At 65.0% G+C, this 22,368-nt stretch carries 22 protein-coding genes; 11 read left to right on the top strand and 11 right to left on the bottom strand.

The window, feature by feature from the left end:
• Positions 1 to 21: 21 nt before the first annotated feature.
• Complete coding sequence (locus ACZI8R_RS05645) at positions 22 to 774, bottom strand: ABC transporter ATP-binding protein (RefSeq protein WP_463378589.1); 753 nt, start codon at positions 772 to 774, stop codon at positions 22 to 24.
• Complete coding sequence (locus ACZI8R_RS05640; RefSeq protein ID WP_463378588.1) at positions 771 to 1,817, bottom strand: ABC transporter permease; 1,047 nt, start codon at positions 1,815 to 1,817, stop codon at positions 771 to 773. The genes ACZI8R_RS05645 and ACZI8R_RS05640 overlap by 4 nt, the downstream gene beginning before the upstream one ends.
• Before the next feature lie 171 nt (positions 1,818 to 1,988).
• Between ACZI8R_RS05640 and ACZI8R_RS05635 the strand changes: the two genes are divergently transcribed.
• From ACZI8R_RS05635 to ACZI8R_RS05625, 3 genes are all read left to right on the top strand, one after another.
• Positions 1,989 to 3,173 carry a sensor histidine kinase gene (locus ACZI8R_RS05635; RefSeq protein WP_463378587.1) on the top strand — a complete coding sequence of 395 codons (1,185 nt, stop codon included), beginning with the start codon at positions 1,989 to 1,991 and terminating at the stop codon, positions 3,171 to 3,173.
• The gene (locus tag ACZI8R_RS05630) at positions 3,170 to 3,787 is read left to right on the top strand and encodes a response regulator (RefSeq protein ID WP_463378586.1); all 618 of its coding nucleotides are present in this window, start codon (positions 3,170 to 3,172) and stop codon (positions 3,785 to 3,787) included. The genes ACZI8R_RS05635 and ACZI8R_RS05630 overlap by 4 nt, the downstream gene beginning before the upstream one ends.
• 76 nt (positions 3,788 to 3,863) lie before the next feature.
• A complete protein-coding gene (locus ACZI8R_RS05625) occupies positions 3,864 to 4,931 on the top strand; it encodes a beta-ketoacyl-ACP synthase III (protein WP_463378585.1) in 1,068 nt (355 codons plus the stop codon).
• Positions 4,932 to 4,934: 3 nt separating this feature from the next.
• Here ACZI8R_RS05625 and ACZI8R_RS05620 read toward each other — a convergent pair whose 3' ends face one another.
• The 4 genes from ACZI8R_RS05620 to ACZI8R_RS05605 all read right to left on the bottom strand — a co-directional run bounded on the left by ACZI8R_RS05620 (position 4,935) and on the right by ACZI8R_RS05605 (position 8,717).
• Positions 4,935 to 5,039, bottom strand: coding sequence for a methionine/alanine import family NSS transporter small subunit (locus ACZI8R_RS05620; protein ID WP_463378584.1), 105 nt, complete (start codon positions 5,037 to 5,039; stop codon positions 4,935 to 4,937).
• Positions 5,036 to 6,553 (bottom strand): sodium-dependent transporter, encoded by a 1,518-nt coding sequence (locus ACZI8R_RS05615; RefSeq protein ID WP_463378770.1) that lies wholly within the window; start codon positions 6,551 to 6,553, stop codon positions 5,036 to 5,038. The genes ACZI8R_RS05620 and ACZI8R_RS05615 overlap by 4 nt, the downstream gene beginning before the upstream one ends.
• Positions 6,554 to 6,706: 153 nt before the next feature.
• The gene (locus tag ACZI8R_RS05610; RefSeq protein WP_463378583.1) at positions 6,707 to 7,159 is read right to left on the bottom strand and encodes an SRPBCC family protein; all 453 of its coding nucleotides are present in this window, start codon (positions 7,157 to 7,159) and stop codon (positions 6,707 to 6,709) included.
• A gap of 4 nt (positions 7,160 to 7,163) precedes the next feature.
• A complete protein-coding gene (locus tag ACZI8R_RS05605) occupies positions 7,164 to 8,717 on the bottom strand; it encodes a succinic semialdehyde dehydrogenase (protein ID WP_463378582.1) in 1,554 nt (517 codons plus the stop codon).
• Between the two features lie 114 nt (positions 8,718 to 8,831).
• On the opposite strand from ACZI8R_RS05605, the gene ACZI8R_RS05600 reads away from it, so the two are divergent.
• The 5 genes from ACZI8R_RS05600 (at position 8,832) to rraA (ending at position 12,962) form a co-directional block, all read left to right on the top strand.
• A complete protein-coding gene (locus ACZI8R_RS05600; RefSeq protein ID WP_463378581.1) occupies positions 8,832 to 9,260 on the top strand; it encodes a PPOX class F420-dependent oxidoreductase in 429 nt (142 codons plus the stop codon).
• Positions 9,261 to 9,307: 47 nt separating this feature from the next.
• Positions 9,308 to 11,152, top strand: coding sequence for an AMP-dependent synthetase/ligase (locus ACZI8R_RS05595; protein WP_463378580.1), 1,845 nt, complete (start codon positions 9,308 to 9,310; stop codon positions 11,150 to 11,152).
• A 66-nt stretch (positions 11,153 to 11,218) separates the two neighbouring features.
• Positions 11,219 to 11,986 carry a MerR family transcriptional regulator gene (locus ACZI8R_RS05590; RefSeq protein WP_463378579.1) on the top strand — a complete coding sequence of 256 codons (768 nt, stop codon included), beginning with the start codon at positions 11,219 to 11,221 and terminating at the stop codon, positions 11,984 to 11,986.
• Between the two features lie 94 nt (positions 11,987 to 12,080).
• Positions 12,081 to 12,467 carry a DUF5313 family protein gene (locus tag ACZI8R_RS05585; RefSeq protein ID WP_463378578.1) on the top strand — a complete coding sequence of 129 codons (387 nt, stop codon included), beginning with the start codon at positions 12,081 to 12,083 and terminating at the stop codon, positions 12,465 to 12,467.
• 24 nt (positions 12,468 to 12,491) lie between these two features.
• Positions 12,492 to 12,962, top strand: a complete 471-nt coding sequence (rraA, locus tag ACZI8R_RS05580) for a ribonuclease E activity regulator RraA (RefSeq protein ID WP_463378577.1) — start codon at positions 12,492 to 12,494, stop codon at positions 12,960 to 12,962.
• Between the two features lie 98 nt (positions 12,963 to 13,060).
• On the opposite strand, the gene ACZI8R_RS05575 is transcribed toward rraA, so the two are convergent.
• Complete coding sequence (locus tag ACZI8R_RS05575) at positions 13,061 to 13,285, bottom strand: RNA-binding S4 domain-containing protein (protein WP_463378576.1); 225 nt, start codon at positions 13,283 to 13,285, stop codon at positions 13,061 to 13,063.
• Here ACZI8R_RS05575 and lysX point away from each other — a divergent pair.
• Together lysX and ACZI8R_RS05565 are read left to right on the top strand one after the other, a co-directional pair.
• A complete protein-coding gene (gene lysX / locus ACZI8R_RS05570) occupies positions 13,284 to 16,667 on the top strand; it encodes a bifunctional lysylphosphatidylglycerol synthetase/lysine--tRNA ligase LysX (protein ID WP_463378575.1) in 3,384 nt (1,127 codons plus the stop codon). The two genes, ACZI8R_RS05575 and lysX, sit on opposite strands and share 2 nt — an antisense overlap.
• 37 nt (positions 16,668 to 16,704) lie before the next feature.
• Positions 16,705 to 17,514, top strand: coding sequence for an alpha/beta fold hydrolase (locus tag ACZI8R_RS05565; protein ID WP_463378574.1), 810 nt, complete (start codon positions 16,705 to 16,707; stop codon positions 17,512 to 17,514).
• 1 nt (position 17,515) lies between these two features.
• Here ACZI8R_RS05565 and ACZI8R_RS05560 read toward each other — a convergent pair whose 3' ends face one another.
• From ACZI8R_RS05560 to ACZI8R_RS05550, 3 genes are read right to left on the bottom strand one after another with little or no spacing between them, the layout of a single operon-like run.
• Entirely contained in the window at positions 17,516 to 18,652 is a 1,137-nt protein-coding gene (locus tag ACZI8R_RS05560; RefSeq protein ID WP_463378573.1) for an ABC transporter permease, read from the bottom strand.
• 4 nt (positions 18,653 to 18,656) lie between these two features.
• On the bottom strand, positions 18,657 to 19,496 hold the full coding sequence (locus ACZI8R_RS05555) for an ABC transporter ATP-binding protein (protein ID WP_463378572.1): 840 nt from the start codon (positions 19,494 to 19,496) through the stop codon (positions 18,657 to 18,659).
• A 36-nt stretch (positions 19,497 to 19,532) separates the two neighbouring features.
• The gene (locus ACZI8R_RS05550) at positions 19,533 to 19,826 is read right to left on the bottom strand and encodes a putative quinol monooxygenase (protein ID WP_463378571.1); all 294 of its coding nucleotides are present in this window, start codon (positions 19,824 to 19,826) and stop codon (positions 19,533 to 19,535) included.
• Between the two features lie 77 nt (positions 19,827 to 19,903).
• On the opposite strand from ACZI8R_RS05550, the gene ACZI8R_RS05545 reads away from it, so the two are divergent.
• On the top strand, positions 19,904 to 20,809 hold the full coding sequence (locus ACZI8R_RS05545) for an SDR family NAD(P)-dependent oxidoreductase (protein WP_463378570.1): 906 nt from the start codon (positions 19,904 to 19,906) through the stop codon (positions 20,807 to 20,809).
• A 10-nt stretch (positions 20,810 to 20,819) separates the two neighbouring features.
• Here the strand turns inward: ACZI8R_RS05545 and ACZI8R_RS05540 are convergent, their stop codons facing one another.
• Positions 20,820 to 21,719, bottom strand: coding sequence for a cutinase family protein (locus tag ACZI8R_RS05540; protein WP_463378569.1), 900 nt, complete (start codon positions 21,717 to 21,719; stop codon positions 20,820 to 20,822).
• Positions 21,720 to 22,368 lie beyond the last annotated feature (649 nt).

Genomic DNA, 22,368 nt, shown 5'->3' with positions numbered 1-22,368 from the left:
CGTCAACCCCTACGGAAACCCTCAGGCGGCAGCAGCAGAGTGTTCGTCGAGGCCGAGCACTCCGTCCACCACGCGGTAGACGGTGTCCATGCGACCCAGATGTGCCTGGTCGTGAGTGACCAGAAGAGTTGCGGCGTCGTGTTCGCGAACCACGCCGATGATGAGCTCGATGATCGCCGCGCCGCGCTCCTGATCGAGCGCCGATGTCGGCTCGTCGATCACCAGCAACGCCGGGTCGTTCATGAGTGCGCGAGCGATGTTCACCCGCTGGCGCTGACCGCCGGACAGCTGCGACGGGCGCTTGCGCGCATGGTCGGCCAACCCGACCGCGTCCAGCAGTTCCATCGCCTTCTCGCGGGTCGCCTTGCGCACGCTGCGCGGCGTGAAGATCCGCTGCCCGAGGTGCGACATCGCTTCGAGCTGCTCGACAGCGCTGAGCGAGGACACCATGTTCGACTGCTGGAAGACGATGCCGATGTTGCTGCGGCGCAGTTCCGAAGCGTCACCGCGACTGAGGCCGGCGATATCGGTCGTACCGTCCTCGCCGCGGAACAGCACCCGGCCCGAGTCCGGGCGGATCAGCGTGGACGCCACCGCGAGGAGAGTCGACTTGCCGGAGCCGGACGGGCCGGTGATGGCTGCGATCTCGCCGCGATCGAGGCGGAGCGACACGTGGTCGAGCGCGGTGATGCGGCTCTGTCCGTCGGGGAAGGTGAGGGTGACGTCGTCGATGTCGAGAACGGTCTTGTTCGATGCGGTGTTGTTGGTGATCATCGTGAACCTCCGAGTGCGGTGAGGGGATCAGTGGTGGCGAGGAAGCGAAGGGCGAAGGCTGCGCCGACGAGTCCGAGGCCGATCAGTGCGGCTGCGGGCACCAAGGTGGTGGATGCGTCGAGGACGAACGGCATGGCGTCTCCGATGAGACTGCCCGCTGCGGCGGTGATTCCGATGCCGACCGCGACACCCGCGAGGAGCACGATCAATGCCTGCCCCAAGGCGTCCCGAATCAGTGACGAAGTGGTGGCGCCCAATGCCTTCAGGGTGGCGATGTCGGGCATCCGCTGGATGGTCCACACGGTGAAGAACGCGCCGATCACCAGGGCAGAGATCGCGAACAGCATAAGCGTCATCAGGGTGAGCGAACCGTTCTCGGACTTGTAGGAACCGATCGCGTTCAGTGAATCCTTCACGCTCGTCGACGTGGTGGCTGCAGCGGTGTCTGCGGCTGCCTCGTCGTGCACACCGCTGACGGCGAGTGCCGTGGCGTCACCACCGCGGGGGTTGTTCTGCTGCCAGTCCGCCAGAGTCATCCACACGACCGGCGTGTGGCTGTACCAGTCGTCGCCGGTGACGGCGCTGACCGCGAACTGTCCTTCTCCGATGTCGACGGTGTCGCCCGCGGCCGCGCCGAGATCCTTGGCGGCGCCTTCACTGAGAACGACGGTGCCCGGCTCGGTGGGGGTACGGTCCCCGAACCCGGCGTCCGAACCGAACAGCGAGACGGACTTCTGCGCCTGATCAGCGAGGCCGGCCTTGCCACGGCCGATGCCGATCGGGTCGACGGTGTCCGCATTGGCACGCCACGTGGAGATCTGCTCCGCGGACAGCGAGGACTCGTCGAACGAGGGGTCGCTACCGTTGTCGGACAGCACCAGTCGCTCTGCCGAGATCGACTCGATGGCGGAAATGTTCTGATGACCCAAACCTGCCGTCAATCCACTGAGGAAACTGACCAGCAGCGCCACCAGTAGAACGACGATCGAGATGAGCGCGAAGCGGCCCCGCGCGGCACGCAGGTCCCTCAATGCGACAAACACGACGTAGTCCTTTCGTTCGAAACCAACCTTGTGCGGCTTCGGTACCTACTCTGTCGCGATTCGGCTTCCGTTCCATCGCACGTCGGATGGGGTTTTCGGTATCGAAGGTTGGTGACCGGATTACAACTTTCGATGGATGCCGACGGCATGGCCCTGGCTAAGCTGGGCGGGATGCACCGATCACCCCTGACACCCGTCTTCGCCGGCCTGCAGCTGAGCATGCATGTGCTCGTCGGCGCACTGACGGCTGTCGTCTTCCTGCGGGCGGTACTGCTGGATGCGCCGCACGCGATCGCGATCGCGGTGCTGTCGGTGCTGTTCATCGCGGGCTACCTGTTCGGACTCACCCGGCACTGGCGCGGAACGAAGATGCACGTGTGGCTCGCCGGCGGCACGCTCGTCTGGCTTGCCCTGATGTGTCTCGCGCCGGACGCCGCCTACATCGCCTTCGGCATGTTCTTCCTCTATCTGCACCTGCTGCGGCGGCCGTGGAGCCTGATCGGCGTCGTCTTCGCCACCGTGGTTGCCGTCGCCGGCACCGCTGCGCACCGCGGTTGGTCTGTTGCCGGGGTCGTCGGCCCGGTGATCGGGGCGTGCGTCGCCGTGGCGATCGGACTCGGATACCAGGCGCTGTATCGGGAAGCGGCAGAACGAGAACGCGAATCCGCCGAACGCAAGCGGCTGATCGACGAGTTGATGAGCACCCGCGAGGAGCTTGCGGCGCAAGAACGCAGCGCCGGCGTCCTGGCCGAGCGTGAACGGCTGGCGCGGGAAATCCACGACACCGTCGCGCAGGGATTGTCGAGCATCCAGATGCTGCTGCACGCCGCCGAACGGGCTGCGCCCGACCATCCTGCACTCGACCGTATCCACATGGCACGCGACACCGCCGCGGACAGTCTCGCCGAAACCCGGCAGCTCATCGGCGATCTCACCCCGGCAGCACTGGACGGCCAGTCGCTCGCCGAGGCACTCGGACGCATCTGCGAACGCGCGAACAGCGAGTCTCTACGTGCAGAAGCCGTCGTCGAGGGAGACGCCGTCCGGTTGCCCATGCCCCTCGAGGCCGCCCTGGTGCGGATTGCGCAGGGCGCGGTGTCGAACGTGCAACGGCATGCCAACGCCTCACGCATGGCCGTGACTCTCACCTATGCTCCCGATGTGGTGAGCCTCGACATCGTGGACGACGGCGACGGATTCGACGTGAATGTGCTCAGTCGCGGTCCCGCAGAATCGTTCGGCCTGAATGCCATTCGCCGCCGGGTGGAGATGTTGCACGGCACGATGAACGTCGAATCGGAGCCAGGACTGACGGCCGTTGCCGTGTCGTTTCCCCTTCAGGAGGTGACCGCATGATCCGCCTGCTTCTCGCGGACGATCACGCCATCGTTCGAGCCGGGCTGCGCGCCCTCCTCGACGGGGAGGACGACATCGAGGTCGTCGGTGAGGCGCCCACTGCCGAGGACGCCATCGCGTACTGCTCCACCACTGCCGTCGATCTCGTGTTGATGGACCTTCGCTTCGGTCCGGGCAAGTCGGGGGTGGACGCCACTCGCGCACTCAAGTCGCTTCCCGACGCGCCCCACGTGCTCGTGGTGACCAACTACGACACCGACGCCGACATCCTGAGCGCCGTCGAAGCCGGGGCCAGTGGGTATCTGCTCAAGGACACGCCGCCCGTCGAACTCCTGGCCGCCGTGCGCGCGGCGTCGTCCGGTGAGAGTGTCCTGTCGCCCGCCATCGCATCCAAGCTGATGACTCGGGTGCGCAAGCCCGAGACGAGCCTCAGCCCACGCGAGATCGAGGTTCTCCGCCTCGTCGCAACGGGCAGTTCGAACCGCGAGATCGGCAAGACTCTGTTCCTGTCCGAAACCACCATCAAGTCCCACTTGGTCCACATCTTCGGCAAGCTCGGCGTGAAATCGCGAACCTCCGCCGTTGCTCGGGCGCGCGAGCTGGGAGCGATCTGACCGGCAGGTAAGGTCCTCTGGACGGCGAAGTACAGTTACCCACGTCACCGCCGAGACGCAAACCGAGGGGTCGAGCATGGCAATCGCAAGCAACACCGGACGCAGCAATGTCGCAATGTTGGGAATCGGTGCATGCCGCCCGAAGCGCCTGGTCAGTAACGACGAGGTGTGCGAGGTTCTCGACTCTTCGGACGAATGGATCTACGAGCGCAGCGGCATCCGCAATCGCCGCTGGATCAGCGGCGACGAATCGGCTCGCACCCTCGCCGAAACTGCAGGTCGACGCGCGATCGAGAACTCGGGCATCCCCAAGGAGAAGATCGGCGCACTGATCCTCGCCAGCAGCAGCTGGAAGACGAAGATCCCGCACGGCGCTCCCATCGTGGCCTACGACCTGGGCATGAACGGCATCCCGGCATACGACGTCGGAGCTGGCTGTGGCGGCTTCGGTTACGCCCTCGGCATTGCTGCCGACACCGTGCGCGCAGGCTCGGCGGAGTACGTGCTGGTCGTCGGTGTCGAAACGATGTCGGTGGTCATGGATCCGACAGACCGCGGCACCGCCTTCATCTTCGGTGACGGCGCGGGCGCTGTCGTCGTCGGCCCGAGCGAGGAGAACGGCATTTCCCCCACCGTGTGGGGCAGCGATGGCGAGAACGCCTCGGCGATCGGGCAGAACATCGACATCCCCGCCTACATGGACCGGGCACAGGAGATGCAGGGCCTCGACCCCGCCACCGATCCGGTCGGCCGCATGGTCGTCACCATGGAGGGCCCGCGGGTCTTCCGCTGGGCCGCCATCACCCTGCCGAAGGCTCTGAGTGAGGCCATCGAGCTCGCGGGCATCGACAAGTCCGAGCTCGAGGTGTTCGTTCCCCACCAGGCCAACGCGCGGATCAACGAGCTCATGGCCAAGAACCTGGGACTCTCCGAGGACATCCCCGTGGCCAACGACATCGAGAACACCGGCAACACCTCGGCCGCGTCGATCCCGCTGGCTATGGAAGAGATGCTGGCCACCGGCAAGGCGAAGGGCGGCCAGACCGCCCTCCTCCTCGGTTTCGGTGCCGGACTGAGCTACGCAGGTGCTGTCGTCACCCTGCCGCCGGCCCCCAAGGTCACCAGCTTCGACGACCTGGACTGATTCCTACTCCTCGTCAGGGTGCTTGTGGAGGTGGATCAGGCTGAGCGCCAGTCCACCCCACAGCACGACGAGGGCGATCACCATCATCACGATCGATGTGAGGCTCATGCGGTCTCACCAACCTTCTCTTCGTCCGTGTCCGGAGTGTGTTCGAGGTCCTCGGCGCTGCGGCGCCACGGGGTGAAGGTCAGCAGGATCGCCGCCACCACGATCAGGCCTTGAACTCCCCAGCCGAATGCGGTGACCAATCCGTTCGGCAGATCGTTGTAGCCGTCGTTGATACGGGTGACCACTTCGTTGATCAGCATGTACGCGAGGACGATAGGCGTGATCACGCCGAGGAACACCCGCCAGACGATGCCGACTTTGAAGGACGACACGGCGTTGAGGTGATTCTGCATCTCCGGCAGGCGACGCAGTGCCCAGGTGACCGTGACGACGGCGACCAGCGCCACCGACACGATGCCGATGTTGTTCGCGAAGTTGTCCACGACGTCGAGGGTGTTCAAGCCGGTGGCCGTCGGGAAGAGCAGCAACGACACGACCGTCATCGCGCCACCGACACCGACGACCGCCGGAACCCGGCCGATGCCGAGTTTGTCCTGCACGGCCGCCACACAGACCTGCACGATGCTGATCAGCGATGTGAAGCCCGCGAACAGCAGGGATGCGAAGAACAGGACGCCGAAGAACGGCCCGCCGGGCATCGAGGAGATGATCGTCGGGAAGGCGATGAAGGCGAGCCCGATTCCGCTCTCGACCACCTCGTCGACCGGCACCCCTGAGATCGAGGCCATGTATCCGAGGGTGGCGAACACACCGATTCCGGCGAGCATTTCGAAGCCGCTGTTGGTGAAGCCGACGACCAGACCCGAGCCGGTGAGATTGGTCCTGCGCTTGAGATACGACGAGTACGTGATCATGATTCCGAAGCCCACGGACAAAGAGAAGAAGATCTGGCCGTAGGCGGCGATCCACACGCTGGTGTCCGTCAGCGCGGACCAGTCGGGGCTGAAGAAGGCGTCGAGGCCGACGGACGCACCTTCGAGGAAGAGCGAGCGCACGACGAGGACGGCGAACAAGGTGATGAGCACCGGAACGAAGAACTTGGCCGAGGCGCCGATCCCCTTCTGCACACCCAGCCCGAGGATGACCAGCGTCGCGATCCACACCAGCAGCAGCGGGAACACCACTCCCGGCACGAAGTCGAGGCCGAAGCTGGCACTGCTGTCCTGTTTCAGGAAGTCCGAGCTGAAGAACGTGGCCGGGTCGTCGCCCCAGGCCTCGTTGAACGAGAAGAACAGATAGCGGAGCGCCCACGCGATGATGACCGCGTAGTAGACGGCGATGACGAAGCAGATGCCCACCTGCCACCAGCCGAGGAACTCGGTGCGCTTCTTCAACCGCCGGAAGGCCAGCGGCGGCGAACCGCGGAACTTGTGCCCCAGTGCGTAGTCGAGGAAGAGCAGAGGAATACCGGCCGACAGCAGTGCGATCAGGTACGGGACGATGAAGGACCCGCCGCCGTTCGAGTACGCCACGTACGGGAAGCGCCAGATGTTGCCGAGGCCGACGGCAGAGCCGATCGCGGCCAGGATGAAGACGGTCCGGCCGGACCACATCTCACGCTTCTCTTCCACCGCAGGTTCCACTTGGAGAAGGCCTTTCGCTGTGCCGCATTGTCCGGAGGCGAATCGTCCGGCCCCGCGACACTATCGACTGTCGACCGGAACCGTGACATTTCGCCCGATGCGGCAGGCCACGGAGGATGGTGACTACCGGCGGGCGCCCTCGAGTTCGACTTTCATCCGTGCCAGAGTCTGCTGCATGCCGTCTCGCATGAGCTCGTCACGCCCGCGTCCGAGCAGCTTCGTCTTCTGGATCAGCCGCACGTACAGCGGTGGATTGCCGAACTTGGCACGCGTTTCCGTGAGCAGCGTCCCCGTCTCGGACTGCTCGAGCTGATACGTCCAGCGCGTCTTCGACTGGTGCACCTCGAACGAGAACAGTTCCTGGGGAACCGACTCCACCACGACGCATTGCGTGCTCCAGCGCATCAACCCGTGACGGTTGGTTCCGGTGAATCGGGCGCCGACCGCCGCGGGAGTGCCCGACGTCCATCGGGCACCCGTGTTCTCCGGGCTGAATCGGTCCATCCCCGCCACGTCCGTGACCAGGTTCCAGACGTCGGCCGTAGGCGCGTCGATCTCGATGCTCACCGAGTCCACGAAGTCACCGTCCCGGCAGCCACTTCAGTGCCTTCACGAACGGAGGCATGATCTTCGCCCACAGCTTGGGCGGCACTCCGCGCGGGCCACCCAGGTTGAGGATGCGCGTGGTGGCGACGGTCTGCTGTTCGGTGTACTTGATCAGGCCGTCGGCTCCGTGACGACGACCCACGCCGGAGACGCCCATGCCGCCCATCGGCGCGGCGGTGCTGCCCCAGGCCGGGGCGTATCCCTCGTCGACGTTGACGGTGCCGGCGTGAACCCGAGCAGCGATGGCCTCACCCTCGGCCTTGGTACCCGCCCAGACGCTGGCATTGAGCCCGTATTCGGTGTCGTTGGCCCGCGCGATCGCCTCGTCGACGTTCTTCACCGGGTACACGGACACGAGCGGGCCGAACGTCTCCTCGCGGAAGCACTCCGCATCCTCGGGAACGTCGGTGAGCACGGTCGGCTCGTAGAACAGGGGGCCGAGGTCGGGACGTGCCTTGCCGCCCGCCAATACCTTCGCACCCTTGACGACTGCATCGTCGACGTGACTGGATACTGCCTTGACCTGGTCCTCGGATACGAGGCTGCCCATCTCGATGCCGAACTCGTAACCGGCGCCGAGCGACATGTTGCGCACCCGCTCGCCGAGCATGCGGCTGAATTCGGGCGCGATCGACTCCTCGACGTAGATCCGCTCGATCGAGATGCACAGCTGCCCCGAGTTGGAGAAGCAGGCGCGAACCGCAGCGTCGGTGACCTCGCGCAGGTTCGCGCCGGCGGCCACGATCATGGGGTTCTTGCCACCGAGTTCGGCGGAGAAACCGATGAGACGACGGCCGGCCTGCTCGGCGAGGAGCTTGCCGGTGGCGGTGGACCCGGTGAACATCAGGTACTCGGTGTTCTCGACGAGAGTCGTGCCGACGACCGACCCGGGGCCGGGTACGACCGCGAACAGATCACGCGGGAGGCCGGCCTCGTACAGCAACTCGACACACGCGAGAGCGCAGTAGGGCGTCTGGCTGTCCGGCTTCAGCACCACCGCGTTGCCCGCGAGGATCGCCGCGATGGCGTCGGACACCGCGAGGGTCATCGGGTAGTTCCACGGCGAGATGACACCGACGACACCCTTGGCGTGATACCGCACCATCGCCTTCGTGAGCACCGGAAGCATTCCGCTGACGCGGTGCGGGCGCAGCAGTTTCGGTGCGACGCGCGCGTAGTGCCGGGCCGTCATCGAGATGTCGAGGACTTCCTCCTGGGCGGCCGCGCGGGACTTGCCCGTCTCTGCCTGCGCCATGTCCATGAGGGCGTCGCGGTTCTTCAGAACCAGGTCGCGGTATCTGTGGAAGATCTCTGCACGATCCGAGACGGGACGCTTGGCCCACTCGGCCTGAGCGACACGGGCGCGGGCGATTGCCCCCTTCGCGTCGTCGGCGGTGCCGATGGGAACGGTCGCGATCTCCTTGCCGGTGAACGCCTCCACGACAGGTCGGGTCGGACGATCGGCGGCATCGGGAATCGCGATCAGTTCGGCAAGTCGCGCGAATGTTGCGGAGGACGGAGCAGGCATCGGAGCACCCCTACTGGTGAGTAGTTTACGGAGTTACAGATAACCTACCCGTTCGGTGGCGCGTCTCACAGAGTCAGCCCATCTACCAGGACCTTCCCCATTACCCTGAACAGCATGGCCGAGCGTATGAGCGATGCCCAGTGGCGTGCGTTTCTGTCCGAGGGAACCCGAACGGCGAAGCTGGCGACAGTCCGCGCCGACGGGAGCCCGCACGTGGCACCCGTGTGGTTCGTGCTGGACGGCGACGACATCGTCTTCAACACCGGAAAAGACACGGTGAAGGGCCGAAACCTGATGCGCGACGGCCGCGCCACGCTGTGCGTGGACGACGAACGGCCACCGTTCTCGTTCGCCGTCGTGACGGGCCCGGCCCGCACGAGCGAGGACCTGGACGAGGTTCGACACTGGGCCGGGAAGATCGGCGCCCGCTACATGGGCGAGGACCGCGCCGCCGAGTTCGGCGATCGAAACGGGGTACCGGGCGAACTCCTGGTTCGCCTGCACTCCGACAAGGTGCAGGCCTACCAAGGGATCGCCGACTGAGCACTTTCGATGACACGGAAGGCCCGGCCGGTGCGATGATCAGAACCATGGCGATTGCACGCGCATCAGAAGAAGTAGTCGACAACGAAGCGATCGACAACCGAGCACCGTCGGTCGCACGCTTGTTCATCGATCGGGTGGGGTCCACTCCGAGCGCCGAGGCGTTCCGGTTCCCGGAGCGCGGCGGCTGGGCAAGCGTCACGTGGGCCGAAACCGGCACGCGGGTCAGCGCCCTCGCGGCAGGCCTGATCACCCTGGGGGTGCAGGCGGAGGACCGCATCGCACTCGCGTCGTCGACTCGCTACGAATGGGTCCTCGCGGACCTCGCCGTGATGTGCGCCGGAGCGGCGACCACCACCGTGTACCCGTCCACCACTGCGCCCGATGTCGCGTACATTGTGTCCGACTCGGGCAGCCGAATCGTGTTCGCCGAGGACGCTTCGCAGCTCGCGAAGCTTCGCGAGCATCGCGGGGACCTCTCCGCCGTCGAGAAGGTGGTGCTCGTCGACGGCACTCCCGACGTGGACGACGACTGGGTGATCACGTTCGCCGACCTGCAGAATCTGGGTGCCGAGCAGCTGTCCGAGAATCCGGATGTGGTGGCAGATCGCATCTCCGGAATCACCCCGGATCACCTGGCCACTCTCATCTACACCTCCGGGACGACGGGCAAGCCCAAGGGTGTCCGACTTCCGCACTCGGCGTGGACATACGAGGCCGCCGCCATCGACGCGATCCACATTCTCGGCTCCGAAGACCTTCAGTACCTGTGGCTGCCGCTGTCGCACGTCTTCGGCAAGGTGCTGCTCACCCTGCCGCTGCAGATCGGGTTCCCGACAGCCGTGGACGGCCGAGTCGACAAGATCGTCGATAATCTCGCGGTCGTGAAACCCACCTTCATGGGGGCCGCGCCGCGCATCTTCGAGAAGGCATACGCAAAGGTCTCGGCCACCATCCGTGAGGAAGGCGGCATCAAGGAGAAGATCTTCGACTGGGCCATCGGTGTGGGCCTCGAAGCTTCCCGCGCACGCCAAGCAGGCAAGAGTCCGTCGTTCCTGGTGAACGCGCAGCTGGCGATCGCCGACCGCCTGGTGTTCTCGACCGTTCGGGACCGTTTCGGTGGCCGACTGCGCTTCTTCATCTCCGGCTCCGCGGCCCTCGACAAGGACGTCGCACAGTGGTTCGACGCCGTGGGAATCGTCGTGCTTGAGGGTTACGGCCTGTCGGAGACGAGTGCCGCGAGCTTCGTGAATCGTCCGTACGCGTACCGGTTCGGGACGGTCGGCTGGGCCGTTCCCGGCACCGAGGTTCGCATCGGCGAAGACGGCGAGGTGCTCGTCAAGGGACCCGGCGTGATGACCGGCTACCACGAGAACCCACAGGCCACCGCAGATTCTCTGACCCAGGACGGCTGGTTCCACACCGGTGACATCGGCGAGCTGGACGCGGAGGGCTACCTGCGCATCACCGACCGCAAGAAGGACATGTTCAAGACGTCCAACGGCAAGTACGTCGCACCGTCCGCCGTCGCAGCGACGTTCAAGGGCCTCTGCCCGTACGTCGGCGAGATCATCGTCAACGGTGAAGGCAAGTCCTACTGCGTCGCACTGATCAGCCTCGACGGTGAGGCCATCACCGAATGGGCCGAGGCCAACGGAATGGCTGGGCAGTCGTTCGCCGAGATCTCCCAGGCGCCGAAGACTCACGACCTGATCAGCGGCTATGTCGACGAGCTGAACCTGGAACTGAACCGCTGGGAACAGGTCAAGAAGTTCCGCATCCTGGAACGGGAGCTCACCGTCGAAGCCGGCGAGATCACCCCCAGCATGAAACTCAAGCGCAAGGTTGTGATCGACAATTTCTCGGACGAGATCGCAGATCTCTACACGTGACTGCAGATCGCAGATCTCTACACGTGACTTGACCCTCACGCGGCGTGAGGCTGCACGGTGGTTCCTGTGAGCGAGAAACACACGGTAGGCGTGGTCGCCAGGCTCGTCGGAGTGAGTGTGCGAACACTGCACCACTACGACGACATCGGCCTGGTCACGCCATCCGACCGAACGGCAAGCGGATACCGCAGTTACTCGGGTGCAGACGTCGAACGTCTGCACCAGGTGCTGCTGTACCGCGAGCTGGGGTTTCCACTCGAGGAGATCGCGACCCTCCTCGACGATCCGTCCGTCGACGCGATGGCGCACCTGCGCCGTCAACTCGAACTGCTCGACGACCGAATCGATCGCTTACATCGGATGGCCGCGGCCGTAGAGAAGATGATGGAGGCGAGAACCATGGGTAATCAACTGACACCCGAAGAGCAGCGTGAGATTTTCGGCGACGACTGGCCGGCTGAGGAGTACGCGGCGGAGGCCGAGCAGCGTTGGGGCGCTACCGACGAGTGGAAGCAGTCCCAGCAGCGCACCGCTGAGTTCACCAAAGAGGACTGGAAGAAGGTCAAGGAAGACTCGGATGCCTTGATGGCCAAGCTCGCCCAGGGGCTCACCAGCGGTGCCACCCCCGGTTCCACCGAGGCCAATGCCCTCGCCGAGGACCACCGCGCGAGCATCGAGCAGTTCTACGACTGCGGCTACGAGATGCAGGTGTGCCTGGCGGAGATGTACGTGCAGGACGAGCGGTTCACGAAGACGTACGACGACGTCGAACCGGGCCTCGCTCAGTACGTGCGCGACATCATCGTCACGAACGCCGAGCAGCAGACGAAGTAGGCCCGCTCATGTCAGCCGCGCGTTCTCGCTCGGTCGCTCATCGAAGTATGCGCCCGCGCGTGGACGCGCATCCACGCGTCCTATCCTGTGAGGTATGTCCGCACCGCAGCGCCCCAGTTTCTCGCAGTACGTCGGGTATCTGTTCGGCAAGACCTTGCCGGAATCCATGCAGGACTGGGTTCGTGACGACCTGGTCGGCCCGGGCGCATCCGTGCGCTACGTCCTTCGCTTCACGCTGCCCGCCGTCGCGGTGCTCGCACTGTTCCTGTTCATTCCGGGCCCGATCTGGATTCCGCTCGCGATGATGGCCCTGCTGATCCTGCCGTTGCTGTACTTCGCGGTCGCGCTGCAGAACATCTATCGGCGTCACCGCCTACTCAGCCACGGACTCGATCCGGAACTTCTCAACGAGAAGGCGCAGAAGCGCGCCGACCGCACCCGTGCCGATTACGAGCGGCGCCACGGGCGCACAGCCGACTGAGGGTCGGCTACTAAACTGCTCGGCATGACCGAACCAGTAGCGACAGCTGACCTGGCCGACGAAATCGGCCCCGATATCCGAAGCTGCGATACGCAGTTCATCCAGTTCGGAGGCCGCGAAGTCTTCGCCGGCCCCATCACCACCATCAAGTGCTTCCAGGACAACCTGCTGGTCAAGCAGACGCTGGGCGAGCCCGGCAACGGCGGCGTCCTGGTCGTCGACGGTGACGCGAGCATCCACACCGCGCTCGTCGGCGACATCATTGCCGGCCGCGGCGTCGACAACGGCTGGGCCGGAGTCATCGTCAACGGCGCGATTCGCGACTCCGCGATCCTGAAGACCCTGGACATCGGTGTGAAGGCGCTCGGGAGCAATCCCCGCAAGAGCACCCAGACCGGATCAGGCGAAAAGAACGTCCCCGTCGAGATCGGCGGCGTGACCTTCAACCCGGGCGAGACCGTCTACAGCGACCAGGACGGCGTCGTAGTCCGCTGATTTTCTCTCCCCCCGCCCCTGACCAATGTCACACACGTTCAGCTCACACGAACCGGTGTGACATTGGTCGGGGGCAGTTGGTGGGAAATGACGGCAGGTCAGGGTGTCTCGACCCGGGCTGTCATGCCACCGATCTCGACGACGTCGCCGTTGCGCAGCTGACGTCCACGCCGAACTTCCACCTCGCCGTTCACGGACACGAGTCCGTCGGCGATCACTTCCTTGGCCTCCGCACCCGATTCGATGAGGTTGGCCAGTTTCAGGAACTGACCCAACCGGATGGATTCGTCGCGGATGGGGACGCTCTCATGGATGTCGGACATGCCCCTATTCTCGCTGTTCCCCCCATCGAGCACCCGAACCGGCCAGACTGGTAACAGTCCCGTCGTCTCGCAGGGAGGAAGTTCGTTGATCCAGACCCAGACCAAAACCACAAAGGGAAAGCCCAAAGGTGGACGCCTCCACCAATTTCCCCACATCGCCGGACTGATTCTCGGCGTCTTCTCGGTGGCGGTCTTCCTCTGGAGCCTCTCCCCCGTACTGCGCTACTACGTTCATGCTCCCCGCCAGTACGTGGACACGTACTACTTCGATGCGCCGGACACGAGCCTGTCGTGGGCTCTCGTCGTGGCGCTGCTGGCGGCGGCGGTGGCGAGCCGAAAACGCATCGCCTGGTGGCTTCTGACGCTCTACGTCGCCCTTTTCGCCGTCTCGAATCTCGTCGACCTGATCACCGACCACGACGTGAGCGCCGCGGTGGCGATGGTCGTGCACCTGGTCGTTCTCGCTCTCCTCGTCGCGGCTCGGCACGAGTTCTATACCCGGGTGCGGCGCGGAGCGTTGTGGAAAGCACTCGGCGTGCTGGTTGCATGCCTCGTCGGCGGAACGTTGATCGGCTGGGGCCTGGTCGAGTTGTTCCCGGGCACACTGCCTTCGGGTGAGCGGCTGCTGTGGTCGTTCAACCGGGTCACCGCCCTCTCTGCGCTGGACAACGAGGAGTTCTCGGGACGTCCACACGGCTTCGTGAACACGCTGCTCGGACTCTTCGGTGCGCTGGCTCTCCTGGGCGCGGTGATCACGCTCTTCCGTTCACAACGCTCCACCAATGCCCTCACCGGGCACGACGAATCCGCGATCCGCGGGCTGCTGCAGGAATCCGGTGGTGACGATTCCCTCGGCTACTTCGCCACTCGTCGCGACAAGGCCGTGGTGTTCGCACCCGGCGGCACGGCTGCGATCACCTACCGCGTCGAGGTGGGAGTGTGCCTGGCCAGTGGCGATCCCATCGGTGACGAGGAGTCCTGGCCGCAGGCGATCGAGGCCTGGCAGAAGCTCGCCGCCGAGTACGGCTGGGCGCCCGCCGTGATGGGTGCCAGCGAACGAGGCGCCACCGCCTATACCGAGGCCGGCCTCTCCGCTCTCCAACTCGGTGACGAAGCGATCCTCCGGACCAGAGAATTCAGCCTGAGCGGCCGCGACATGCGCCAGGTACGCCAGGCCGTGACGCGCGTACGACGCCACGGAGTGGAAGTACGAATCCGGCGGCACCGCGACATCAGCGCCGACGAAATGGCGAAGGTCGTCGAGCGGGCCGACACTTGGCGTGACACCGAGACCGAGCGCGGATTCTCGATGGCGCTCGGCCGACTCGGCGACCGGCTCGACGGTGACTGCCTGCTGGTCGAGGCCTACAGCGAATCGGGCGAGGTGCAGGGCATGCTGTCGCTCGTCCCGTGGGGCCCGAGCGGTGTGTCCCTCGACCTCATGCGCCGCAACCCCAAGTCTCCCAACGGAGTCGTGGAGCTGATGGTGAGTGAACTGGCGATGATGTCGAACCAGTTCGGTGTCACCAAGGTTTCGTTGAACTTCGCGGTGTTCCGTTCGGTATTCGAGGAGGGCAGCCGAATCGGCGCCGGCCCGATTCTGCGAGCCTGGCGGTCCGTCCTAGTGTTCTTCTCCCGGTGGTGGCAGCTCGAGGCCCTCTACCGATCCAACGTGAAGTATCAGCCCGAATGGGTTCCGCGCTACATCTGCTTCGAGGACAACCGGGAGCTGCTGCGGGTGGGATTCGCGTCAGCGATCGCGGAAGGCTTCGTGATTCTGCCCCGCGTCGGACGCGGGTCGCGCGGCGTCACCGAACACACCGGCATCCACGAGGTTCTGCCCGCAGGATTGGTGGCCACCGAAGGTCTCAACGCGGACGGCAGCGCGCCCGCAGGCAAGGAAGTTGTCGCGGCTGGGCCACGTCGCCCGGAGCAGGTGCGGGTCCGCCTCGACAAGCTCGATGCACTCGCGGCGGACGGAATCGATCCGTACCCGGTCGCGTACCCGCCCACTCATACGGTGCGTGGCGCGATGGAGTCTCCCGAGGGCACCACGGTGCGCATCGCCGGGCGTCTGCTGCGGATCCGCGACTACGGCGGCGTGGTGTTCGCGCTGGTCCGGGACTGGTCGGGAGACGTCCAGGTGCTCGTGGACGAGGCGCGGGTGGGCACCGATCGCATTCGTGCGTTCTCGACCGAATTCGACCTGGGCGACCTCCTCGAGGTGTCCGGTGTCGTCGGATTCAGCCGACGCGGGGAGCTGTCCCTGCTCGCCAACGAATGGCGGATCACCGGCAAATGCCTGCACCCACTGCCCGACAAGTGGAAGGGCATGTCCGACCCCGAGATGCGCGTGCGGCAGCGATACGTGGACCTCGCGATCAACACCGACGCCCGTCGACTGCTGGAAGCACGTAGTGCGATCGTGAAGTCTCTGCGTGATTCGCTCAGTGGACGCGGCTATCTCGAAGTCGAGACACCGATCCTGCAGCAGGTCCACGGCGGCGCCAACGCAGCCCCGTTCCTCACCCACATCAACGCCTACAACCTCGATCTGTACCTGCGCATCGCCCCGGAGCTGTACCTCAAGCGGTTGTGCGTCGCCGGCGTCGAGAAGGTCTACGAGATCGGACGGGTCTTCCGCAACGAGGGTGTCGACTTCAAGCACAACCCGGAGTTCACGATCCTCGAGGCGTACGAGGCCCACAGTGACTACGAGCAGATGATGGTGCTGTGCAGGAAGCTCATCCAGACCGCAGCCGTCGCGGCCTTCGGACGCGAGATCATCAAACGACCCGGACCGGACGGCAAACTGGTCGACGTCGACATCTCCGGTGAATGGCCGATCAAGACCATGCACGGAGCCGTTGCGGAGAAGCTGGGCGTCCCGGTCGGGCCGGAGACTCCGCTCGAAGAGCTTCAGAAACTGTGCGACGAACACGAGATTCCATATCAGTCCAGCTGGGATGCGGGCGCTGTTGCGCAGGAAATGTACGAGCATCTGGTGGAGGACGACACCGAGTTCCCCACCTTCTACACCAACTTCCCCACCTCCATGTCACCGCTGACCAGGCCTCATCCGACAATTCCCGGTGTGGCAGCGAAATGGGACCTCGTCGCCTGGGGTGTGGAACTCGGCACCGCCTACAGCGAGCTGACCGATCCGGTCGATCAGCGAAACCGCCTCACCGAGCAGTCGCGGTTGTCGGCGGGCGGCGACGAGGAAGCAATGGAGTTGGACGAAGACTTCCTGAAGGCCCTCGAACATGCAATGCCGCCAACCGGCGGACTGGGAATGGGTGTCGATCGCGTCGTCATGCTCATCACGGGCGGCAGTATCCGTGAAACGTTGGCGTTCCCGCTCGCCAAACCGAAGCAATGAAAACACCGGCTGGTTCCACGTGAAACCACCTGGGCAAATGGTGGCCGGAGTCCACGTCGTCGTCGACGGGGCCGGGCCTCCCGTGCTCGTCTGTTCCGGCCTCGGCGGGCATTGGTTCGACTGGGACGACGTGGCCGACGTGCTGGCACGCGACCACACCGTGATCCGCTACGACCGCCCCGGGTACGGGGCGAGTCCACCGAGTCACGCTGTGCCCGACGTCTATGCCGAGGTGCATCGCATCCTGGCGCTGCTGGACGGGCTCGCGGTCACGGAACCCTCGATCCTGGTTGGGCACAGCCTCGGGGCCGCGTACGCGGAAGCGTTCGCGCGACTCCATCCGAGCCGGACTCGGTCTCTGATCCTTCTCGATCCAGCATTCAGCGTGCGGCCGCGTCGGCTGATACCGACGAGGTGGCGGGTGGTGTCCGCGCGAACGACGGCGCACCTGATCAGCGCGTCCGGACTCCAACGCCTCGTCGGCCCCGCTGCACGGCGCGTCCTCGACCATTCCGCCCCGCCTGGCGGGTACTCGAAACAGACCGTCGAATGGCTTGCCGAGCTGTACAGAGCGCCGCACTACCTCGAAGCTGCGGTCGTGGAAAATGCTTCGTTCCCGAAGCTGGCTGTGGAGCTGGCCCAGATTCGACGGCGGTCATCACTCACGTCGCCCACCACCGTCGCAGCGGCTGATACCGGTCGACGCACACCGTGGGGAGCACTCTGGCTGCGCCGAATGCGTTCGTTCGCAGAACTACTCGGCGCGCGCTACACCGTCGTCCGACCGGCACACCACCAAGCGATGATCGACCTGCCCGCCGAGGTGGCTGCGGTGATCACGAGATAGCTCAGGCGATCCGCACGCCCTTCGGGAGCTTGCCTGCCGGTACCCGCAACCGGCGTGCTGCGATCGTCAGTCCGATGCCGCCGAAGACGGCGTTCACGAGCAGGCCGAGGTACCAACTGTCGCCGATCCGTGCGCGTTCGTGGGCTTCCCGAGCCTCGTAGAAGGATGGCTCTTCACGGGGAGTCGGCTCGCTGCTGAGGGTGAGTTCATGATCACTGCACGTGGGAGCGGCGATGTACGGTCCGGTTCGAGCAGTGGAGAGCGCCCCGGCGATCGAATAGACCACGGTGGGATTCTTCGGGCCGGAGTTCGCGAACCAGGCGCCCTCGCGCGGATGCTCCTTGCCCGCAACGACATCGGGAAGCAGAAGAAACGGGTTCGGCGCCAGGAGCCACCAGATGCGTTCGGTGTGATGGAACGTGTCGGTCTCCTCGGCGTCTCGGCAGGTCGGATACTCCGACGGGTTCTCGCTCGCGGTGTACTCGGTTCCCATCACTCGATGATCCTGTGCAGTCGTCGAATACAGCACTCCGAAGATTGCGGGCAGTCCCAGGATCAGGAAGAACACGGTGGCCTGGGTGAGCACAGCCGATCCCGCCGGGCGGGCGGTCAGAGCCGAGAAGCCGAGTCCGATACCGCAATAGCAGGCGAACAGCAGGCACAGGACGAGCACGGCGAGCACGCTTGTCCATATGCCGTAGGGCGCTTCAATGATGCCCCAGATCAGATACGGGGCCGCGACGGCCACGAGAGCCAGGCACGAAACCCAATTGCCGATCAACTTTCCGATTGCCAACTGCCAATTGCTGATAGGCGTCGCCTGCACGACTGCGAGAGTGGCGTCCTTGCGGTCACCGTTGATGGCGGTGGCGCTGAGCGTCGGCGCGAGAACGATCCCGAGGAACAGTTCTGCTGCCATCACGACCGCGAAGTGGTTCTGCGCCCAGTCGCTGTAGTCGGTCCCGGCCGGGCCCGTCGCGACGTACAACGAGCCGAGGACGATGAGCGACAGCGCCACGAAGGCGATCGCCAACGTGATCTTCCACCGAGTGGTGCGCAGACGCTGCCGGAGTTCGAGCCCGACCAGTACACCGACTATCGACCACCACCGCTTGGTGTCGTCCATTCTGCTGGTCACGGCTTCAGGTCCTCTCCGCGTCCAACGCAAGGTAAGCGTGTTCGAGTTCGGTGTCGACACGGGAGAATTCGGCGATACGTGCGCCGCCGGCGATCAGTTCACCCAGGTGACGAGCGGCGGTCTCGTCGTCGGCGAATCGCAGCGTCTGTGCCGATGCCGCTGGCTGCCCGACTTCTCGGATGCGCCAGAGGTGACCGTCCGGGCGCTCGGAGTCCCGGGTCCGCCCGTCGGTCATGATCACCACGTCGTCGACCATCTCCGACAGTTCGGTGAGGATGTGCGAAGAGATCAGGATCGCGCAGCCCTCATCGGCCATCGAACGCAGCTGATCCCGCAACTCCATCCGGGAACGCGGATCCATCCCGGATGCGGGTTCGTCGAGCAGCAGAACTCGGGGCTGGTTCACGAGAGCCCGTGCGAAACCCAGCCGCTGCTTCTGCCCTCGGGACAGCTCGTGGGCAGGCTTGTCTGCGAAGGCCGAGAGATGCACCAGCTCGAGCAGTTCACCGGCGCGCGCCCGCGCCGCCCCGGACGGCATTCCGTGCAACCGCCCGAACGTGGACAGAATTTCGCTCGCCGTGAGGCTGTCCCATGTTCCGAACACGTCCGGCATCCACCCGGTCGCCGCCCTCAGCTGCGCCGATCCCACCTCACGATCGTCGAGCGTGAGCGAGCCGGCATCCGGGGCCAGCAGTCCGGCGAGCATGAGGAGCAGCGTCGTCTTGCCCGCGCCGTTCGGACCGACGAGACCGGTGATACTGCCCGGAGTGAGCGTGACGTCGGCATGCGACACCGCGTGGTGCCGACCGAACGAACGCGTCAGGCCGCGAGCCTTCAGAACCATGCCGTGACATTAGCCGAGTTCGCGGCCTACTCGCCGTCACCCCAAGGGCGTCAACGGATGGATTGCGGGTGCCTCGGCGAGGAGCTCACCGAATACGGCGACCGCGTTCTGCATGTGCTCGGACTTCATGTGCGAGTCCAGGTCTTCCTTCGCACGCCAGGTCTCGATGGTGACGAACGTGCCGGGCTTTGCTGCCGACTCGTACAGCTCGTACGCGATGCAGCCTTCTTCGCGTCGACTAGCGGCCGCAAGTTCACGCAGCGCGCCGCCGAGTGCTTCCTCGGATCCGGATTTCGCAGGGATGGTCGCCACTACACGAAGTTCTGCCATGGGAATCCTTTCGTCTGGAGACCACCGAATGTGGCCGTCGTCACGAAGCTACACACTGCGACGTGCAAGATGGAGTCATGAGTCTTCTGAATGACGTCCGCGGCTGGCGCAAAGGCGCGAAGAAGCAGCGCCGCCTACGCGACCTCACCGGCACCCTCGTCGTGGTCACTGGAGCAGGAAGCGGCATCGGCCGAGAAACCGCGCTGGCGTTCGCTGCCGAGGGCGCGATCCTGGTGGTCAGCGACATCGATCTGGTGACCGCGCAGGAGACCGCAGCTCTCGTCAACGATCCGAGCTCGGTGGGCGGTGCCGAGGCAGTGTTCGGCGGCGGCGCCCACGCCTACCAGCTCGATGTGTCCGACGAGTCGGCCGTCGCCCGCTTCGCCGAGGAGGTGCGGACAGAGCACGGTATTGCAGACATCGTGGTCAACAACGCCGGGATCGGCTATTCGGGCACCTTCACCAAGACCACCCAGCAGGCGTTCGAGCGCGTCATGAACATCAATTTCTGGGGTGTCGTGTTCGGCAGCCGCGAGTTCGCGGCGCAGATGATCGAGCGGGGTACGGGCGGGCACATCGTGAACCTGTCGTCCGGTCTGGGCTACACGCCGCAGAAGGAACTCACCGCCTACGCGACCAGCAAGGCCGCCGTGCTGATGATGTCCGATTGCCTACGCGCCGAACTGGTCCCGCACGGAATCGGTGTGAGCACCATCTGCCCTGGTGTAGTGCGCACCAACATCGTCAAGCACACCGGTTTCGCCGGCATCGATCCGGACGAAGAACGCGCAATGCAGGACAAGGTCGACAAGTTCTACCGGCGCCGAAACTTCGGACCGGAGAAGGTCGCGGCGCAGATCGTGAGGGCGGTGAAATCCAACAAGGCCGTCGTTCCGGTCACTGCCGAAGCGAAATTCGGGAAGGTGATGAGCCGGTTGTCCCCCGCGGCAATGCGAGTGGGCGCACGTTTCGACGTCGACTGAGAACCACGAATCAGATCTTGCCGCGAAGCCAGTTCTGCATCCACGCGGTGGCGGACGTGCCGGCACCGTCGACGGGATACGTCGCGTAATCCTGGTGGACGGTGGAACCGTAGAACTGCTCGAGCTTTTGGACCCGCTCGTCGTTGGAGGGGTCGTCCAACTGACTCATGAGTGTGGGGAACCCACCCGCGGCCATCAGGTCGTTGAAGATCGACTGAGCCTCCTGCTGGAACTGGCCGAATTGCCCCGGCGCGGTCCCAGAGATCTGCCCGAGGAAGCCGGCGAATCTGGAGACGAAGTCGTCCTGCGGGGTGGAGCAGTAGAGGTCACCGACTGCGCAGATCGTGACCACCTTGTCGCTGATCCAACCGAACCCACCGATACGGGCGCCACCGACACCCGCTCCGGCGACGGGCGCGCCGATCTGTACGTCGGAAGGCGACCGGCGCGGGTCGGAGATGAGGCCGACTGCGGCCATGCGATCGGCGGGCACCACACCGAGCCCTGTGCCGATCTCGGATGCCACGTCACCGGCGGCGTCGGCGCCTTGGCTGTAGCCGACGATCGCGAGTTCGGTGCTCGCACACCGGTCGGCCATCCCCTTGAGCAGGGCCTTCGCGCCGTTGACGGCCTGCGCCTTGGACCGGCCGTAGACCTCGGTCTCCCAGGGGAAGGCCGTGGCGGAGTACGTCACGTAGTCGGTCTGGACGGATCCGGGCAGACCACCGGTGACGCCGGACAGCAGCCCGGGGCCCGGACTACCGCCGTTGGACGTCTCCCACGTTCCCGGAACCGCAACGACGTACATGCTGGGACACCCACCCGGATCGGCCTGTGCTGCGGGGGCCGCGACGGCGGGGACCAGCGCTGCAGCAGCCAGCGAGGTGAGAAGCGCGAGAAGACGTTTCATGGCACGCATACTTTCATCACGACATGACCTGCATATGCACGGTCGGTAAACGAAAGTTACCAAACCGAAGTTCCGATTGTTGTCCGAATGCACAAAGATCCGCACCCCGTTCGAGCCGAACGGGGCGCGGATCTTGTTATGTGTAACTACCGCTGCGGTGCGGTGGTCGGCAGGATCGGCGCCGGCAGCGCCGAAGAGCCTTCCAGGTAGGCGTCCACGGCTGCGGCCGCCGAACGGCCCTCGGCGATGGCCCACACGATGAGCGACTGGAACGATCAAATCCAGAAGCCTCGCGGATAGCGTGACTGATCGACTACTCAGACTCCTTGAGCCCCTCGGGCACAGGACGGCAGATTGTGCAATCGTAAATTACCCACAATTCATACGCCCCGCCGGCGGGGCGGCATTCGTACCATCCGTAGATGCGACCAAGACCGTTCTGCCCCGTTGCATGACAATCCGAGTAGCTCCACCCACCAGACACGAGTGCCGGGGCGGCTCCCCTGGGCGCCGCGTCCTGCGAAGCGCCGTACTCGCCAACTGTGTTGGGTTGTGCGATTGCAGTGCCGGCTCCGAGACCGAGCCCGGCCAATGTCATTGCTGTTGCAAGACCAGCAAGTGCGAGCCGGCCTCTCATCCGTGAATTGCG

The sequence above is a fragment of the Rhodococcus huquni genome, assembly GCF_055231055.1.
This window is presented reverse-complemented; position numbering and strand designations above follow the sequence as displayed.

Excerpts from the sequence above, each read along its gene's own strand:
- ACZI8R_RS05595 (WP_463378580.1), top strand. The coding sequence starts at position 9,308 with ATGGCGATTGCACGCGCATCAGAAGAAGTAGTCGACAACGAAGCGATC.
- ACZI8R_RS05605 (WP_463378582.1), bottom strand. The coding sequence starts at position 8,717 with ATGCCTGCTCCGTCCTCCGCAACATTCGCGCGACTTGCCGAACTGATC.
- ACZI8R_RS05565 (WP_463378574.1), top strand. The coding sequence starts at position 16,705 with ATGGTGGCCGGAGTCCACGTCGTCGTCGACGGGGCCGGGCCTCCCGTG.
- ACZI8R_RS05620 (WP_463378584.1), bottom strand. The coding sequence starts at position 5,039 with ATGAGCCTCACATCGATCGTGATGATGGTGATCGCCCTCGTCGTGCTG.
- ACZI8R_RS05540 (WP_463378569.1), bottom strand. The coding sequence starts at position 21,719 with ATGAAACGTCTTCTCGCGCTTCTCACCTCGCTGGCTGCTGCAGCGCTG.
- ACZI8R_RS05545 (WP_463378570.1), top strand. The coding sequence starts at position 19,904 with ATGAGTCTTCTGAATGACGTCCGCGGCTGGCGCAAAGGCGCGAAGAAG.
- ACZI8R_RS05635 (WP_463378587.1), top strand. The coding sequence starts at position 1,989 with ATGCACCGATCACCCCTGACACCCGTCTTCGCCGGCCTGCAGCTGAGC.
- ACZI8R_RS05585 (WP_463378578.1), top strand. The coding sequence starts at position 12,081 with ATGTCCGCACCGCAGCGCCCCAGTTTCTCGCAGTACGTCGGGTATCTG.
- ACZI8R_RS05555 (WP_463378572.1), bottom strand. The coding sequence starts at position 19,496 with ATGGTTCTGAAGGCTCGCGGCCTGACGCGTTCGTTCGGTCGGCACCAC.
- lysX (WP_463378575.1), top strand. The coding sequence starts at position 13,284 with ATGCCCCTATTCTCGCTGTTCCCCCCATCGAGCACCCGAACCGGCCAG.
- ACZI8R_RS05645 (WP_463378589.1), bottom strand. The coding sequence starts at position 774 with ATGATCACCAACAACACCGCATCGAACAAGACCGTTCTCGACATCGAC.
- ACZI8R_RS05550 (WP_463378571.1), bottom strand. The coding sequence starts at position 19,826 with ATGGCAGAACTTCGTGTAGTGGCGACCATCCCTGCGAAATCCGGATCC.
- rraA (WP_463378577.1), top strand. The coding sequence starts at position 12,492 with ATGACCGAACCAGTAGCGACAGCTGACCTGGCCGACGAAATCGGCCCC.
- ACZI8R_RS05625 (WP_463378585.1), top strand. The coding sequence starts at position 3,864 with ATGGCAATCGCAAGCAACACCGGACGCAGCAATGTCGCAATGTTGGGA.
- ACZI8R_RS05630 (WP_463378586.1), top strand. The coding sequence starts at position 3,170 with ATGATCCGCCTGCTTCTCGCGGACGATCACGCCATCGTTCGAGCCGGG.
- ACZI8R_RS05575 (WP_463378576.1), bottom strand. The coding sequence starts at position 13,285 with ATGTCCGACATCCATGAGAGCGTCCCCATCCGCGACGAATCCATCCGG.
- ACZI8R_RS05600 (WP_463378581.1), top strand. The coding sequence starts at position 8,832 with ATGGCCGAGCGTATGAGCGATGCCCAGTGGCGTGCGTTTCTGTCCGAG.
- ACZI8R_RS05615 (WP_463378770.1), bottom strand. The coding sequence starts at position 6,553 with ATGTGGTCCGGCCGGACCGTCTTCATCCTGGCCGCGATCGGCTCTGCC.